The sequence below is a fragment of the Limibacillus sp. MBR-115 genome, assembly GCF_040549425.1.
GTDB lineage: Bacteria > Pseudomonadota > Alphaproteobacteria > Kiloniellales > CECT-8803 > Limibacillus > Limibacillus halophilus.
Genome location: NZ_JBEPTJ010000014.1, coordinates 1 through 15,550 on the forward strand (window position 1 = coordinate 1; position 15,550 = coordinate 15,550).

19 protein-coding genes and 1 tRNA gene are annotated in these 15,550 nt (G+C 55.2%); 14 read left to right on the top strand and 6 right to left on the bottom strand.

From position 1 onward, the window contains the following. From ABIE63_RS17305 to ABIE63_RS17320, 4 genes are all read right to left on the bottom strand, one after another. Positions 1-2,552 (bottom strand): VCBS domain-containing protein (locus ABIE63_RS17305; RefSeq protein WP_354506591.1); only part of this gene is annotated, 2,552 nt, incomplete at its 3' end. Positions 2,553-2,814: 262 nt separating this feature from the next. Beyond that, positions 2,815-2,904 (bottom strand) — tRNA-Ser (locus tag ABIE63_RS17310). 73 nt (positions 2,905-2,977) lie between these two features. Then, positions 2,978-4,099: a site-specific integrase gene (locus ABIE63_RS17315; protein WP_354506594.1), complete on the bottom strand. Its 1,122-nt coding sequence runs from the start codon at positions 4,097-4,099 to the stop codon at positions 2,978-2,980. After that, positions 4,089-4,802 carry a hypothetical protein gene (locus ABIE63_RS17320; protein ID WP_354506597.1) on the bottom strand — a complete coding sequence of 238 codons (714 nt, stop codon included), beginning with the start codon at positions 4,800-4,802 and terminating at the stop codon, positions 4,089-4,091. Before ABIE63_RS17320 ends, ABIE63_RS17315 begins: the two co-directional genes overlap by 11 nt. A 134-nt stretch (positions 4,803-4,936) precedes the next feature. Here ABIE63_RS17320 and ABIE63_RS17325 point away from each other — a divergent pair, with 134 nt between their 5' ends. The 11 genes from ABIE63_RS17325 to ABIE63_RS17375 all read left to right on the top strand — a co-directional run bounded on the left by ABIE63_RS17325 (position 4,937) and on the right by ABIE63_RS17375 (position 10,585). Further along, positions 4,937-5,194 (top strand): hypothetical protein, encoded by a 258-nt coding sequence (locus ABIE63_RS17325; RefSeq protein ID WP_354506600.1) that lies wholly within the window; start codon positions 4,937-4,939, stop codon positions 5,192-5,194. A gap of 412 nt (positions 5,195-5,606) precedes the next feature. Further along, positions 5,607-6,137, top strand: a complete 531-nt coding sequence (locus ABIE63_RS17330; RefSeq protein WP_354506602.1) for a hypothetical protein — start codon at positions 5,607-5,609, stop codon at positions 6,135-6,137. 45 nt (positions 6,138-6,182) lie between these two features. Next, positions 6,183-6,629, top strand: a complete 447-nt coding sequence (locus ABIE63_RS17335; RefSeq protein WP_354506605.1) for a hypothetical protein — start codon at positions 6,183-6,185, stop codon at positions 6,627-6,629. Next, positions 6,626-7,039, top strand: a complete 414-nt coding sequence (locus ABIE63_RS17340) for a hypothetical protein (RefSeq protein WP_354506608.1) — start codon at positions 6,626-6,628, stop codon at positions 7,037-7,039. Before ABIE63_RS17335 ends, ABIE63_RS17340 begins: the two co-directional genes overlap by 4 nt. After that, positions 7,036-7,281 (top strand): hypothetical protein, encoded by a 246-nt coding sequence (locus tag ABIE63_RS17345; RefSeq protein ID WP_354506611.1) that lies wholly within the window; start codon positions 7,036-7,038, stop codon positions 7,279-7,281. Before ABIE63_RS17340 ends, ABIE63_RS17345 begins: the two co-directional genes overlap by 4 nt. Before the next feature lie 121 nt (positions 7,282-7,402). Next, on the top strand, positions 7,403-7,651 hold the full coding sequence (locus ABIE63_RS17350) for a hypothetical protein (protein WP_354506614.1): 249 nt from the start codon (positions 7,403-7,405) through the stop codon (positions 7,649-7,651). Positions 7,652-7,655: 4 nt separating this feature from the next. Continuing rightward, a complete protein-coding gene (locus tag ABIE63_RS17355) occupies positions 7,656-7,859 on the top strand; it encodes a hypothetical protein (RefSeq protein WP_354506617.1) in 204 nt (67 codons plus the stop codon). Positions 7,860-7,932: 73 nt separating this feature from the next. Further along, a complete protein-coding gene (locus ABIE63_RS17360) occupies positions 7,933-9,168 on the top strand; it encodes a phage major capsid protein (RefSeq protein ID WP_354506620.1) in 1,236 nt (411 codons plus the stop codon). A gap of 13 nt (positions 9,169-9,181) precedes the next feature. Next, positions 9,182-9,652, top strand: coding sequence for a hypothetical protein (locus ABIE63_RS17365; RefSeq protein WP_354506623.1), 471 nt, complete (start codon positions 9,182-9,184; stop codon positions 9,650-9,652). A gap of 282 nt (positions 9,653-9,934) precedes the next feature. Next, positions 9,935-10,252 (top strand): P27 family phage terminase small subunit, encoded by a 318-nt coding sequence (locus ABIE63_RS17370; RefSeq protein WP_354506626.1) that lies wholly within the window; start codon positions 9,935-9,937, stop codon positions 10,250-10,252. 3 nt (positions 10,253-10,255) lie between these two features. Further along, the gene (locus tag ABIE63_RS17375; RefSeq protein ID WP_354506629.1) at positions 10,256-10,585 is read left to right on the top strand and encodes a hypothetical protein; all 330 of its coding nucleotides are present in this window, start codon (positions 10,256-10,258) and stop codon (positions 10,583-10,585) included. 20 nt (positions 10,586-10,605) lie between these two features. Here the strand turns inward: ABIE63_RS17375 and ABIE63_RS17380 are convergent, their stop codons facing one another. Then, complete coding sequence (locus ABIE63_RS17380; RefSeq protein ID WP_354506631.1) at positions 10,606-11,133, bottom strand: GNAT family N-acetyltransferase; 528 nt, start codon at positions 11,131-11,133, stop codon at positions 10,606-10,608. Then, a complete protein-coding gene (locus tag ABIE63_RS17385) occupies positions 11,121-11,420 on the bottom strand; it encodes a DUF1778 domain-containing protein (RefSeq protein ID WP_354506634.1) in 300 nt (99 codons plus the stop codon). Before ABIE63_RS17385 ends, ABIE63_RS17380 begins: the two co-directional genes overlap by 13 nt. Before the next feature lie 230 nt (positions 11,421-11,650). Here ABIE63_RS17385 and ABIE63_RS17390 point away from each other — a divergent pair, with 230 nt between their 5' ends. From ABIE63_RS17390 to ABIE63_RS17400, 3 genes are all read left to right on the top strand, one after another. Beyond that, on the top strand, positions 11,651-13,156 hold the full coding sequence (locus ABIE63_RS17390) for a TrkH family potassium uptake protein (RefSeq protein WP_354506637.1): 1,506 nt from the start codon (positions 11,651-11,653) through the stop codon (positions 13,154-13,156). A 468-nt stretch (positions 13,157-13,624) separates the two neighbouring features. Then, positions 13,625-14,449: a YdcF family protein gene (locus ABIE63_RS17395; protein WP_354506640.1), complete on the top strand. Its 825-nt coding sequence runs from the start codon at positions 13,625-13,627 to the stop codon at positions 14,447-14,449. After that, positions 14,446-15,516 carry a lytic murein transglycosylase gene (locus tag ABIE63_RS17400; protein ID WP_354506643.1) on the top strand — a complete coding sequence of 357 codons (1,071 nt, stop codon included), beginning with the start codon at positions 14,446-14,448 and terminating at the stop codon, positions 15,514-15,516. Before ABIE63_RS17395 ends, ABIE63_RS17400 begins: the two co-directional genes overlap by 4 nt. Positions 15,517-15,550 lie beyond the last annotated feature (34 nt).

Here is a 15,550-nt window from a genome sequence, read left to right on the forward strand (position 1 = left end):
CCTGCCGCGTCATTAAAGTCTTCATCGCTGAGATTCAGTGTACCGCTTGTCGTCAAATTGGGATCGGTGGCGTCTTCTGTCACCGCACCGGTATCATCGCTCACACCAATCGGCCCCTCGACGCCGTTGATGGTGATGGTGATGGTGCCGTTGTCACTGGTCTCGCCGTCGCTGCCCGTCACGTCGAACGACAGGGTGATGGTCTCGCCCGCATCCAGGAACTGCACCGCCGCGTTGGACACCGTGTAGGTCCAGTTGCCCGCCGCATCGATGCCCAAGGTTCCCGAGCTGATCGCCGTGATCTGACCCGCGCTCAGCGTCCCGTCCGACCAGACCGCATCGCCGTTGTAGGTGACCGACGAAGGATCGATGGCCAAGGCCGCCTGATCGTTCGCATCCTCGTCCGACAGGCTCACCGTGCCGCTCGTGATCAGATTGCCGCTGTCGACCGCAAGGTCCTCCGTCACCGCACCGGTATCGTCGCCGACAACGATACCATCCTCGGTTCCTTGAACGATGATTGTGATATCCTGGGTGGCATCAGGGTCATCACCATCAGACGCGCTAACAGTAAATGTCACTGATAGGCTTTCACCCGCATCCAAAAATTGGACCAAACCGTTATCAATAGTGAAGAACCAGTCAGCCGTCCCGTCGCCATTATCAATCAAGGAAAATCCGCTGGATAGGGCCGCAGCAACGTCCGGCGGGAGAGTTCCTGCAGACCAAGCCGGAGGCGTAGTCTGTGAAAAATCGAGTGTCACTACGTCGTTTGCGTCAGGGTCGGAGTAGGTAAGTTGACCCTCGTGGAACAAAAACCCTGGATCTGGCACCAGGAAATTTTCCTGACCTTCCGGCAGCACATCTTCCGTGACTGTAAACTCCCCGCCACCCAAAATTATTGGGTCGTCATCCACACCCTCGATAACAATGGTGATCGTGGCCATTGTCTCTGGAAGAGCTGAAGATGCTCCGCCAACCTGAACGACAAAGGTTAAAGACACTGATTCAAGGTCGTCGAGAAACTGTAATTCGCTATTAGGAATCGTGTAGGTCCAGGATGCCTCGCCGTTGCCGTTGTCAACCAAGTCAAAGCCACCGATAAAAGTTTCAATTTGTTCGGGGCTTAGAACACCGTCAGACCAAACAGCATTACTTTCGTTCGGGTCCAATGTGATCGTAAGATTATTCTGGTTTATTGGATCAACTGCTATGACACTGCCAACGGTTTCCTGGTTTCCCGGGAGCGTTGCGCCGCTCTGCCCATCATCTTCTTGAAGCAGAACATCGGTAGGCGTCGCGATCAAAAAGCCCGGTTCTACGGGCTTAGAAATAAGATTTCGGTCATTGAAGGTGAAATTGGCACCAACCTTTAATCCAGCCTCAACACCAAGCAGCCCCAAAGGATCCAGGCCCAATAATGGCGAGATTGGACCGACCAGAAACTCGCTTCGGCCGCCTGATTGAGGATCTCCCTCTGGTTGAGGTTGTGCTTCCGGAGGACCCGCTGCAGGCTCAATTCCCAGGATTGCCGCAAGCTGCGCAGGCGTCAGACCATCGACATCACCACGCTGATCGTTGCCCGGCACATTGTCATTCTGAAACTCTTCGTTGCGACCCGAAAAACTACGGTAGCTCTCATAGCTGAGATCAAGTAGGGACTTGTCATCCTGAAGATCAAGATTGGTTTTCGAAAACTGCTCGACCTGGCGCAAACTGCCCGTCACACGAAACACGGTGTCCGGGTCATTGACGACAACTTGCAGATCAGGTGAGTTCCGATCAATCAACACGAACTCGCCTACACCTCCACCTTTTGCAGGCGGATCGGGATGAACTTTGAAATCACAGACGTCACCACGAACCTCGCAGGCACCGCTACCCGTAGTGCCGCGAATGCCGATCGTCGCAACGGGTGTATCAACCTTCATGTCACCCGTCGGCGCAACTTGCCCGGTAATGAAGACGAAAGTGCCCTGAACTACGTTGAAAAGGAGGGAGTTGTCGGAGCCACCCGGGTCGTAAACCAGTTCGTCCAATACAATCTGCGTATTGGATGTCAGGGAGAACACCGTTCCATCGATGAAAGAAATACCGATTTTTGTGTCACTGCCGGTTTGGACGACATCACCCTCAAAGACCGGAGAGCCTACATCCAGCGATAAAAGTACCCCTCCACGGGTCGCTTGAGCATCACCAGTGAGCGTTTCAACTTGACCAATTGGTTGCAGCGCCTGTGCTAACTGCCCGTCACTGGCAACCAACTCTGATTGAGCAAACTGCAAACTCTCAAGCCTGGACGCAACGTCATCAGGCGTGATCAACTCCCCGTTGGGCATTGCCAAAGCAAGGGGGGTTGCTGTCGCGAAATATCCTTGTGCTGTAATCGAAGAACCGTCCGCGCCGGTCAAAATGAGATCATCACCAACTTGAGCGATTTGTTGGATGCGCATAGCGCTATCGACGGGAAGTAGAAATACTCCCTCGCCTTTATCAGAAATCGTAAATGAAACGGCTTTTCCGAATGCCGTTCTTCCAGCGGACGTAGTCATACAAACGCCCTCTCCATGGTCACGACGCCTAGAGTGTCTTCGGTCCCAAACATGGGACTCTTTTGAAGGTACTCACGCCTGATCGTGGGCCAAATCCCCCAGCCGGAAGAATAGCTATCGGGAATAGAATAAGTGTATTAATATTTGTTAAACAATTATTAATATTTGGCTTTTTATCTATTGACCTATAGACCAAATTTCCATTGCGGGCGGGAACCTTTCTCTATCCTGAAAGGCGGAATTGACCTGCCGGTTTTGGAGTTGGCGGATGGGGTGGGATTCGAACCCACGAGACGCGTTAACGCCTGCCGGTTTTCAAGACCGGTGCCTTCAACCGCTCGGCCACCCATCCGTCCTTTATTTTCAATGGCTTAGATGCCACAGACTTTCGGAAATTGCAACTGTGGTCGCCAAATGGTCGCCAATCAGTCTTTGAGCATCCCTGAAAGCGCCGTTTCTGTAGCATCTGCGGCGGCGTCTTGCATCCCCTGAATCACGTGCGAGTAAATATCAAGCGTCACGGAGATCGTTGAGTGACCTAAGCGCTCCTGTGCCACCTTCGGATGAACCCCGGCCTGCAAGAGCAGTGTTGCGTGTGCATGTCGTAACAGGTGAGGGGAGAGCTTGACGCCAGCCTTCTCTGCGAGGGTCCGAACACGAGGGGTAAACGCCTTGGGATTAATGACCTCGCCGCGCGTGTTCGTGATAAACAGTCCTTCCGTATTCCGGTATCCCTTCCGCATCATTTCTTTTAGCTGCGCCTTACGATGATCCTCAATCACTAGCGCAAGAGACGATGGCAACCTTACGCTGCGCCCGCGCCCCGATTTGGTCGGCTTTATGATAGTCTTGCCGGCCACCCTAACGGCGCTGCGGTTAACAGTTACAAAAAGCCTTTCTATGTCTATATCTGCCCACCGCAAGGCGAGGGCTTCACCCCGTCGCAATCCCGTCGCGTACAGGAGCATCAGCACCGGATAAAGCCGGTCGCCCCGGATCGTCTCGACAAACCTTTGTAGGGTTTCAGGCGAGGGAACATCGACCGGCACCTTCTGGACCTTTGGTGCGCTAACTATCGCTGCCGGGTTGCGGTAGATCGTTCCGGCCCTCTCTGCATCGTGCAACGCCTTGTGCAACATCCGATGCACGTGACCAACCGTGCGAGGTGCAAGCCCGCCCGCACCCTTGATCCGTCCCTCGGTGAGCAGGAGTGCATAAAGGGCTTTCAGATCATCGGGCGATAGGTCTTTGAGCTTGAGTGCGCCGATATGGGGCCGCACCGTCTCGATCAACTGTCCCTGTCGCTCCCAGGTAGTCGCAGCAACTTCAATCTTTCGGCCTTTCTGCCAGCGGTCCAGATAGGCGGCGAGGGTGTCGCGATGATGATCCGTTGTCGTCCGCGCCTGAGTCTTGAAGTCTGTCTCTGCCTTTCGAGCTTCAGATAACTTGCCATAGGTTCCCGTCAAAACCTCACGCCTGCCGGTGAGGGGGTGGCGCTTGCTGAAGACCCTGACGCGGTACTTTCCGTTGCGGCGCTCAATCGTCATTGCGTCGCTCCCTAGAGGCCATTGAACGGCAAGATGACGAGCAGAATACCGCCCGCTTGGTGGTCGGCATAAATGGTATGTCGCAATATTTGCAGAAACGACATTCAATGCTTCCTGCTGGTTGCCGCACGAAGGCCAAGAGCTGCTGAAGCAGATAGCCATCCAGTGAGGCAGGCGTTTCAAACCCGACATTCAAAGCGGTGCCCTCGACAAAGAAATGCGCGGTTAGGAACTTGGAGCGGTCATTCATTCGGTCTTTCAACAACAATCTTGCCTCGGGTGGGGAGTTTGGAGCGCCCTCGCCAATCAGATTGGGCATCCGAGCGGCAAAGTAATCGTTGGCATCAAAAAATCCGGCAGATTTCATTAAAGCGGCAACGTACCAATAAAACTCAAACAGGCCGCCCTCGGCACCTGACAGAAACCCACCGTCCATCAAACCAAAACGCCGAATAAAGTCGATAAGGCTATCGGGGGGCACTCCGCGTTTACGCCTGGGAGGGAATCCCGTCGTTGTGTCGTCGCCTTCAATTGCTAGGGCAGCTTCAAGGAAAAGCAGGTTGTATCGGGGTAGGGTCACATCGACCGCCCGACCTCGTTGCAGATCCACCTTGAACACATACTGCTGTGCACCAAGCATCCCGTGTTCGAATTCAGTGATCTTTACCGCGTCGGCGGGAAACCTCATCGCGATTGTCTGCAATTGCTGCGCTCCTAGGGCCTTTGTTGCGCTAACTATAGCCCCGTTTCGTGTTTTTTCATAGACCGTCGCCGTGTTTTTTGTTATCGTAACTTACATGAACGAACGCGACTTACGATAAATTACGGAGGCAGTTAATGGAAAAAGGAGCTATCACCTACCTGTCCGCACGAGAGTTAGCGGCAGAACCTTGGTTCCCATATTCCCACGTCACCACCTACGCGCTGGCGAAGGAGGGTCGCATCCCTCACTGGAAGGCGTTGCCGGGAAGAAGGGGTTACAAGTTCCCAGTCGAGATCATCCGCGAATGGATGAACGGCGAACCAGTCGCTGAACACTGGATGCACGGCGCGTTGAACATCGTGCGCGGCGAGGGTCGGGGGCTGGTGGGATGATATCAAAGAAGAAAGCCCCCGCAGTGCTGGCAGGCACAACGAGGGCGCAGACAATCTCAACAACCCGTTCATATTACATGCAACTGCATGGTAATGCAAGGCGGGCGGCTACGACCGGGAGCGTCTGATGGGGCGCGGCAGCAATGTGAACGCGACCGGACGGACAAAGGACGGCAAGGGTCCTGGCAACAAGCATGTGCGCTTGTACTATTGGCTGACCAGCAGCCCCGCTTGGCGCTCACTGACACCGCTTGCGCGTGCCGCATATCCAGAAATTGCCGGAATCTATAACGGACGCAACAACGGTTCGATAGGCGTGAGCATCCGATGGCTTGCAGGTGCGCTGGGTGTTGCCGAAAACACCGCACGAAAGGCGCTGAACGACCTCATTGACCGAGGATTTCTAAGGGTCATGCGCGCAGCGGATTTCAACTGGAAAACCGGCGCGGCCCAAGGCGAGTGCCGATTGTTCGCCCTGACCGAATTCCCAAACGACTTGAACCATTCCGAGGCAACGAAGGACTTTATGAAGCTTGATCCGCCGCCGGAGAAGAAAAAACAACGGGCGCAAAATTTGAGGCCAGCGGTATCAAAATCTGCACCCCACCTCCCAAAGAATAACCAGAAACCCGTTAAAGCGGTATCAAATCCTGCGCCCGCTAACGGCAAATTCGAGGGTCCAGCGGTATCAAAATCTGCGGGTCTTATAAAATACCAGGCTACGGGTGAATCTGGTGAGGCTATCAGCGCCACTACAACGGATGGAAAACTCGTTTCCCGCCTCGTGAGCGCCGGATTGGCTGCCGAACAGGCTTGGAACGCCCTTCTGGTGCTTGATCAAAAAAAATTGGCCGAAATTCAAGGCGCAGAAGCGGACGGCAGTCTGACGACGCAGACCTTGCTGGATGCGGTGCAGAAGTGCGCCGTGAGTGGCGGGCAGTGACGCCCGCGTGCGCGGCCATCAGGCCGCATTGAAGGAGGAAAAGTGATGAGTGAATGTATGAACAGGCGACAGGCCATTACAACGGGATCGGCGGCTATTGCTGCCATGGCGTTGCCAAGACCGGCCACGGCCACCACGACTGTGGCCCCGGTAGTCGAATCTCCTTCCGCTCGGCTTTTGGAGCTATGGCAAGCCAAACGCGCAGCCTCAGCACGCTTTGATGCATGGATTGAGGGCAACAGGAAGAAAACCAACGACCACTCAAAAGAACCGCCCGGATATCCACGAATCCTTATGGAGGAAGCCAGTAAAGCAATGGGGAACTTCATGCGCGAACCAGCATTAAAACGCGCAGACGTTAAGCTCAAATGTGAAGTCGCGCGGGATAGTTTCCCGTGGCTTGACGATCTCCAATGGCAGAACGGCGACCGCGATGATGTCTTGGCGGGCCTGTTGGCCGATCTTGAACAGATTATGGAGGGTTCGTTATGACATACTTAACGAGAAGGGATGCGATCACAACGGCTGCCGCAAGTGTGGTGGCTGCAGCGGTAACGGGTGTCGCTGAGGCGGCTGAGGGCGTGTCTTCCGACCTAGTCGCAATCTACGACGAATTGAAACGGATCACGGCACTCGAAAACGCCCAACCAGACCTCCCTTGGCTGCCCGGCTACGACAAGGCCGAAATCGAGCGTCTGGCGCGCCTTTGGATGGCAACCCTGCATTCGATGGAGGACTTTCCTTCGCGCACGGCTAAAGACTTGCACTTCAAGGTCGAGGTTTTGCGTGACATCTTCCTGCGGCCCGAAAACCGTGACTCGTCGGATTGGACTGAGTTCGCAGACAGCAAAAGCGATTGGCTAGGCAAAGACATAGCGCGTCTGGCCGGGAGGCAGTCATGACACAGCACCTTCCACAGGTTGCCAAAGACCTCGTTGAACTGACAGGCGACGGCATTGCGGCCTGCAAGATACTTGCGGCTTGGGTGAAAGCAAAACGAGGTATCAGCGACATCTACGAAATGAGGCTACTTGCCAAAGGGTACGAGCGGTACCAGTGCGCGAAAGACGATAAAGAGCGGGCGCACCGGGCGAAACTGTTTCGCAGTCAGGTGAAGCGGCACGCTGCCGTGCTTGGCGTCTAGAGGCAACTGGGGGGCCAGGTGTGACCGGGGGCGGCCTTGCATAGCTGCGACCTACCGCATGGGAACCCGGCATTTGCGAAAACTTTTGGCCCGTCGAAACAAAAAAAGGGGTGCCTAAGAAATGAACAACAACATTCCCACCATCCAGTGCAGCGATGACGACGCCCGGCAGGCTGCTGTAATCGAACCGATACTGCGCGGCAGAATCGCGAAACTGGAGCAAGAAGGTTTCGACGCTGGGGCCGTCAACACGGCCCTGCTCACCCTGCTGCTGACCAGGGCAATCCGGTCGCACGGACGCGGCGGAGCGGCGCAGTGGCTAGGCGAGGTCGCCTTGGCAATAAACCCGGGAAACGTTGGAAGGCACTAAAAAAATGCTTGAAAATGTTCCCTATCTGTTCTATATTTGGAATCACATTCTGGCACCGGCCATCGCCGCCCTCTTCGAGACGAAGAGACAACGGCCACGCCGAGCGCCATCTCCGCCCCACCAGGGCAGCCAAGCCAGCGTGACGCTGGCCCGCGAGACGCGGCAAGGGCTATCTGGCGTTGCGGTTCGCATGACTCCAGGCGCATAGCGTTTGGGTAATTTTTTTCATGCTGACCTCACGCCATAGAGCGCCGGGCAGCAAAGACTGGGGGGCCAATTTCATGGCACAAAACGAACAGATCGATGCGCTCAAGGAAGCGCTGAAAGAGCCGCTCGCGGAATACAGCGGGCGCTTAAACGCGCGGATTGACGAGCTTGAAGCGCGGAGCAATCGCGCCGGACTAGGCGGTAGCACTACCTCGACCGGCTTCAACGCCAAACTCGCTGCAGAGGCCGTGCTGTCTAACTCGCAGCGTCGGGTCGTAAAGCCCAGCGAAGTTGATCCCGAGGAAATGCAAGCCTACGCTTCGGCCTATGGCTCATATCTCCGACGCGGAGACGCGACGGCTCATAACATCAAGGCTGCCATGTCTGTTGGTTCCGACCCGGATGGCGGGTACTGGGTTCCGGGCCAAATGGCCGAGAACATCCTGACCCGGATGTATGATACTTCGCCGCTGCGAGATATTGCCGGGTCCGTCACCATTGCATCTGACCATTACACCCTCCCGATTGACACCAACGACGCCATTAGCGGCGGCTGGGTCGGGGAAACCGAGGACCGCCCAGAAACGGATACCTCAGAACTCGGGGAGCAAACAATCTATGCTCGTGAACAGTACGCCCTACCTAAGATAACCCAGAAGCTGATAGACGACAGCATCCGTGATGTCGGCACGTGGCTAGAAGGCAAGATCGCGGACAAGCTGGGGCGTGTCGAAGCGACCAGCCTCGTGTCCGGTACTGGTGTCAAACAGCCCCGTGGCTTCTTGGATTACAAGTCAGCGGCGGTCACGACTGACGACGGCTCCCGAGCCTGGGGCGTGCTGCAGTACGTTCCCACAGGTGCGGCTGGTGGCTTCCCGAAGCTGTCCGGCACGCCGGGGGCTGACGATCCGAGCGCGCTGAACACGTTGATCGGCAAACTCAAAGGAGTCTACCGACGCAATGCGACATGGGTAATGAACCGCTCAACAGCGGCAGTGTTGCGCAATCTCAGGGACAACCAAGGCCGTTTTATCTGGCAAGACGGAATTGCAGCCGGGCAGCCTGCAACGCTGCTTGGGTACCCTGTGCGGGATGACTTCGAGGATCTTCCTGACATCGCCAGCGACAGCTATAGCATCGCGTTTGGCGACTTTTCGAGGGGTTACCTCATCGTAGATCGCCAGGGCGTGCGCGTGATGCGTGATCCCCTAACCTCCAAGGGGTGGGTCAAGTTTTATACAACCAAGCGGACCGGGGGCGATGTGGTGGATTTCGATGCCATTAAACTTCTGAAATTCGCAGCAAGCTAAGGAGGGCTGAATCATGGCTACTCGTGATCTTCACAGCCATATCAAGGCGGTTCAGCACCTTGCTGCGGCTGCTTACACGACCACTCAAACGCCGTCCAGCGGTGTGGACCTTCGCGGCTTCGATAGTGCGGAGTTCCTTATCGGGATCGGTGCGGTTACGAGCATCAGCGGATCACCTCAGAGTACCTGGACCTTCAAGCTGCAGGACAGCGACAGTGAGTCCAGCAACTTCTCGGACGTGACGGACAGCAGCATCGTTTTGGTCGGGTCGGCCAAGTCTCCTGTGGCTGCGCCTAATTCCTCAACGGGCGTCTTCCTGACCATCGATGCGGATACGGAAGACCTCAACACATACCGTGTTGGTTATGTCGGTTCAAAGCGTTACGTGCGTTGTGTCGCAACGGCTGCGAATAGTCCGGGAAGTACGCCGCTCTATGTGGTGGCGTTGCTCGGGCATGCGGCTCTTGCGCCTACGGCTGACTAGTGGGCTTGGCGTGCGTTCACTCCGCCGCCGAGAAGGCAACGGATCGGCCTTGGGTTAGACCATGTGTCTCTCCGCCCGAATGGTCCGAGTTAGCGGCGGGCCTGGAAACCTGCCGCGCGACGGTGTGGTGTTGGAGGCTGGACAAGGGCAAAGAACCCCTGTCGGCCTCCGGCATCGCTTACCCCCGGGGGCGCCTCTCATACCTGGCACCTGCCGAGCGGGAACCGCTGCGATTGGGCAGATTTTTGTAAAACTGAGGATTCGCTTTGAGTTTTTTGACCGATGACCACAGCCCCTAAGCACCTCTCCGCCGAAGCTCGCAAGCTATGGACGCGCATCGGCACAGACTACGATCTTACCGATGCGGCTGGCTGCTTGTTGCTCACAACGGCTTTAGAGGCCTTTGACAGAATGCGTGAGGCACAGGCGGTAATCGCGGAGCGTGGCGCGGTGTTTGTCGATCGATTTGAGCAGCCCAAAGCCAATCCTGCTTGCGTGGTCGAGCGCGACAGCCGCGCCGCCATGCTCGCCGCGTTGAAAGCACTGAACTTGGATTTAGAACCCCTCCGGGACATGCCCGGAAGACCACCGGGGAGCTAACAGATGCCGACTAACAGAACACGCCGTAAACGCAGCGCCCGCTACGGCACACTGCCGCCCGCCGTCCAGATATGGCTTGAGGTGGGAGATTATGGCGAGTGTCAGCGCGTGCTGGATGAACGGCACCCGGAAGACTCCCGACGCGGCGCGGGCGTTTACTTTTTCATACTTCATTACGACTACGACGACCCCTTTGTGGCTGACGACACGATCACACGCTCTGACCTTCGGAAAATGGGATACGGGCCGCAGATTGATCTGAACATCAAGGCGGGGCTAATACCGCCAGATGATTGGGATAAGCGGCGTAGTCGTAGCGGGTCTACCACGTGACTGCGCGCCCCCAACGCCAGCTAGAGGGATGCGTACGTTGCCTCTAGGTCAATGACTCGTAGGTAAAGCTTGTAGTCGCTTATCTTGGTCGGCTGGAAACCGAACTTCTCCCAGAACGCCCTGGCCTCATCGTCGAGTGCATCAACAAGAATCAACGCCGACCCGCTTTCTCTGGCAAGGCGAAAGGCGCGCTGCAAGGCATCCTGAGCCAGTGAGCGCCCAACACCCTGACCGGCCAACCTGCGATCTATGCCAAACTGACCAATGAGTGTGGCCGGGACGGGATTGACGCGCATATCCTTCTTGGCGCGGGTTGGCACGTCTGTCTTTTTAATGGAAGCATTAGAAAGCGAGTAGTAGGCAACAACCTGGGTTTTGATACATGCGACGAAGACGCGGGCGCCATACGTCGCGTGGGCTTTGCGGGCACGTTCCAGAAGCCATCTGTCAATGGCTGGCTTGCCGCAATCGAAACTGTCAAACGAATGCCCCGGCTCAAGGAGAACCGGGGCGCTGATATCGCTGACGTTATAGCTTACTTCTCCCAAACGGGCTTCTCCCGGAGCCTTTTCGCTAGCTGAGGCAGAGGCTGGGCGGGAGCAGCCAAGATTTCGTCAAGTTCCTTCCAGCGCTCCTCGTCGAGCGTGAAGGTGCGCTGGTCCATGAGGTCCATCTGGGCGCGAGTCAGAGCCGCGTCTCGAACATACTGCGTCGGCTTGATCTTGAGCAACCTCGCAGCACGCACAATAAGGTTGCGCTCCTCTTCAGCAATCCGCATTTGCGAAAATGTGCTGTCCTTCTTCGCCCCCGTCTTTTCGATTGCTGCGGACTGCATGTCCCGTCTCCATACTCTTTTGACCATTGCCTACACAATGTATATACATTGTAACTGCATTAATACAACAAACTTCACCCAATCGAGAAAAATTCCAGTCACCTAATGCGCTCGGAACTGACCCCGAGCGAGCAGGCCCAGCACCTGAAGCGGCGGAAGGAGATTTGGGAGAAGCGGGAAACTGCGAAAAGTTCGCGCAGTTTCGAAGGCCGTTAGAGTTCGCCTTTTTCTTGGCGCAGCAACTCTGTATGCTCCGGCATCTTAAGCCGGTATTACGGGGTCTTGCCGTGCGTATGGTTGGGTTCATTCTTGGGTATCTGCTTACCGTCGTTTCCGTGGCACTTCTGATACCCACGGCAGCGGGGTTTGCTATGGGGGAGCCGGCTTGGCAAGCCTTTGCTGCCGCATCTGCTGTTACTGCGTTCGTGGCGGGCACCTTGATTTTAGCACTTCGTTCGCAACAGGATCGCCTGTACCTACATGAAGGCTTCCTTCTGACCACCATGGCTTGGGTAGTGCTCCCGGTCTTTGGAGCGCTCCCCTTCATGTGGGCACGCCTTGATCTCTCTCTTGTGGATGCGTTGTTTGAGTCAGTGTCGGGTATAACCACAACAGGTTCTACCGTGGTGGCGGGGCTGGATTCCCTACCGCGTAGCATCCTGCTGTGGCGTTCACTCTTGCAGTGGCTGGGGGGGATCGGAATCATCGCAATGGGCGTTGCGGTCCTTCCCTTCCTCAGGGTTGGTGGCATGCAACTCTTCCACATGGAGTCCTCCGATCGCTCTGAGAAGGTGATGCCGCGTGCAAAGGATTTCGCCATCACGCTTCTATCTGTTTATGTGTCGCTGACCCTTGCTTGCGCCGCTCTTTATGCTATCGAAGAAATGACCTATTTCGAGGCCATCAATCATGCGATGACGACTATTTCCACTGGCGGGTACTCCACCTCGGATGCATCACTTGGCCACTTTTCATCTCCTGTGATTCAGTGGACGGCAACACTCTTCATGGTCTTAGGTGCGTTGCCGTTTGTTCTCTATATGCGATTCTTGAAGGGGGAGGTTGGAGCAATCCACAAGGACGGCCAAGTCCGTGCCTTTGTCAACCTGTTGGCCCTACCGATCGTCGGATTGACACTGTGGCTCGTACTGTATGATGGCGTGCCCTTCTTCGATGCACTGCGACTGGTTTCTTTTAACGTTGTATCGATAACAACCACTACAGGGTATGCGAGTAGCGACTACACGTCCTGGGGTACATTTTCGATCATTGTTTTCTTCTTTCTCACTTTCGTTGGGGGCTGCTCGGGATCTACAGCCGGAGGCTTCAAAATCTACCGTTATCAAATTTTGGGTATCTTCTCGCGGATCAGCCTGAAACGCCTGCTGTTTCCCAACATAGTATTGCTACCCAAATATGCAGGGCGGCTTATAGGGGCTGATATCCTGCGCTCAGTCGCGAGTTTCTTCTTTCTCTACGTTGGCACAATCCTCGGGTTAGCCCTTGCTCTTGCTTTTCTTGGCCTTGATTTTGAGACGAGCCTCAGTGGTGCAGCCACCGCCGTTGCGAACGTAGGGCCCGGTCTTGGGGCGATTATCGGTCCTGCAGGTAATTTTTCCAGCCTGCCTGACGCTGCTAAGTGGCTCCTTATTATTGGTATGATCCTCGGGCGCTTGGAGTTGATGAGCGTCTTTGTTTTGCTGGTGCCTGCCTATTGGGAGCGGCGATCCTCGTAAACGAATCTACGCTCAAGCATTATCGCGACGGTGCGCTGCCTTGGTGGGGTAAAGAGTTAGGGGCGACCCGAAGGCCGCCGGTCGCTAAAATGGTCGCCAAATGGTCGCCACTTGACTGAAAACGGGGTCATCGAAGGGGTAGAAAAGGGGCTTTTGTTAGCGTAGATATAGTATTGATCGCGTAACATTTATAAAATAGCATCAACATGTAGTATTTCTGCCGGTTTTCAAGACCGGTGCCTTCAACCGCTCGGCCACCCATCCAGCTGTGCGATCAGGACGGCCTAGATGCCACACGTCGGCACAGCATTCAAGGCAGACTACCCGGATGCTAGTGGGCGTCCCAATAGCTGTACGCACTGAACCCGCGAAATGTATCCAAAATATTGGCTCATAATGTCTGTATTGGATCGATAGAGTGCCGACCTAGCGCGCTACAGAAAGCAGATCCGGCCGAAGGAAACCGTCATGACCAATACGCTAAAGGTGCTTTGGGATGTTTTCGACCCCGTTACGATTTTTCTGCTGCTTACCCTCATCTCAACAGCAATTTTAGTTTATGGAAATGCTATGTCGAGAGCCGTTGCCGCTCGGTTCGTCTGCTACACTGTTGCCATTTCGCTTCTCGTCGTTGGCCTACCTCTGGGGAACGTTCTATTGTTTCCGCTGGAGCAACGGTTCCCAAAAGATGAACAGCCATTGCCTCCGTCACCTGCCGGAATCTTGGTCCTGGGCGGAGGCATTGATGCTGAAATTTCCCACATTCGACAAGCAATGGAGCTAAATGCATCGGGTGATCGCGTGCTTGCAATGCTGCACCTGGGTCAGCTTTACCCGAATGTGCCGATCATTTACAGCGGAGGCCCGGGAGATTGGCGGGCGCAGGGCAGGGGCGATGCGGATGCACTCGCCTATGCTCCATGGATCACAAACAAAATCGCTCAACGCCTCTTGATAGAGCCGCGTTCGCGTAACACCCATGAAAATGCCGTAGAGGCGAGAAGACTAATTCCTGGCGACCCATCAGCAATAAACGCGCCTTGGATCCTGGTCACATCCGCGTGGCATATGCCCCGCGCCGTAGGAGCGTTCCGCTCGGAAGGATGGGTCGTGCATCCTTATCCGGTAGATTTTCGCAGCGGTCGCCGATTCAAAAGCGGATTCCTACGTTGGCTCCGGAACCTTGACGACCTAAAGCTTGCAATCAAGGAATGGGCTGGGCTTGTCATCTATCATAGACTTGGTTGGAGCGACTCGGCGTTCCCGAGTCCAGAAGTAAAGGACGGTCGATGATGTCGGTGATTTCGAAACAAAGCCGCTTTTGCGCAACTCTCCTATCCGGCGCAATCATTACTTTCCTGCTGGCAGCAACCACGGCTTTACCGCATTCCCCCACAGTTGAACAAAATGCTCTTGCCCCCGATTTTGAACCCTGGCTTGAACAGCTTCGCGAAGAAGCACTTCAACGTGGGATTTCCGCGGCGACAATCCAAGCGGCGCTCAGCCATATTAAGCCACTTGAAAAAGTGTTGAAAAAAGATCGTAACCAAGCTGAGTTCAAACTCACTTTTGCATCTTATAGCGCTAGGGTGCTCACCGCAGAGAATATTGATAGAGGACGGGCTTTACTGCAGGAACATGCAACACTTTTAAACAAGGTGTCCCAGTCCTATGGCGTCCAACCTCGGTTTATTGTTGCGATCTGGGGCTTGGAAACCCGTTACGGCGCTATCACCGGAAGCGATGACATCCTGCCCGGCTTGACGACACTCGCCTATGATCGACGCCGTTCACAGTTCTTCCGGGAGCAGGTGTTCGCAGCCTTGCAGATGGTGGATAAAGGCTACATTGAGCTCAGCGAGATGAGAGGTTCATGGGCAGGCGCGATGGGACAACCTCAGTTCATGCCCACCAGTTATATGGAATACGCGCAGGATTTCGACGGCGATGGCCGAAGAGATATATGGAACAACCTCGGCGACGTTTTTGCGTCAATCGCTAACTATCTTTCTAGACATGGTTGGTCGGATGATTTGACGTGGGGCCGTCCCATTCGCCTACCGGTAAATTTCCAAAGGAGCTTGGATGCTTTTGCATATAAAGGCGAAAAAGGGTGCAGGGCTGAACGGTCTATGACCGTTACAAAAATTCTGCCGGAATGGCAGGCTTTAGGCATTCGGAATGAAGATGGCAGTGATTTGCCGAGTCGCCCGATTCCCGCCGCCATAGTACAACCGGATGGCCCTGACGGCGGCGCTTTCCTCGTTTACTCAAATTATCGCAGTGTACTTCGCTACAACTGCGCACATCTTTACGCTCTTACAGTAGGAACGCTTGCTGACAAGTTGGATGACCGATAAAGTTCATCTAGGGCTTTGGGCAAGTGCGAGATAC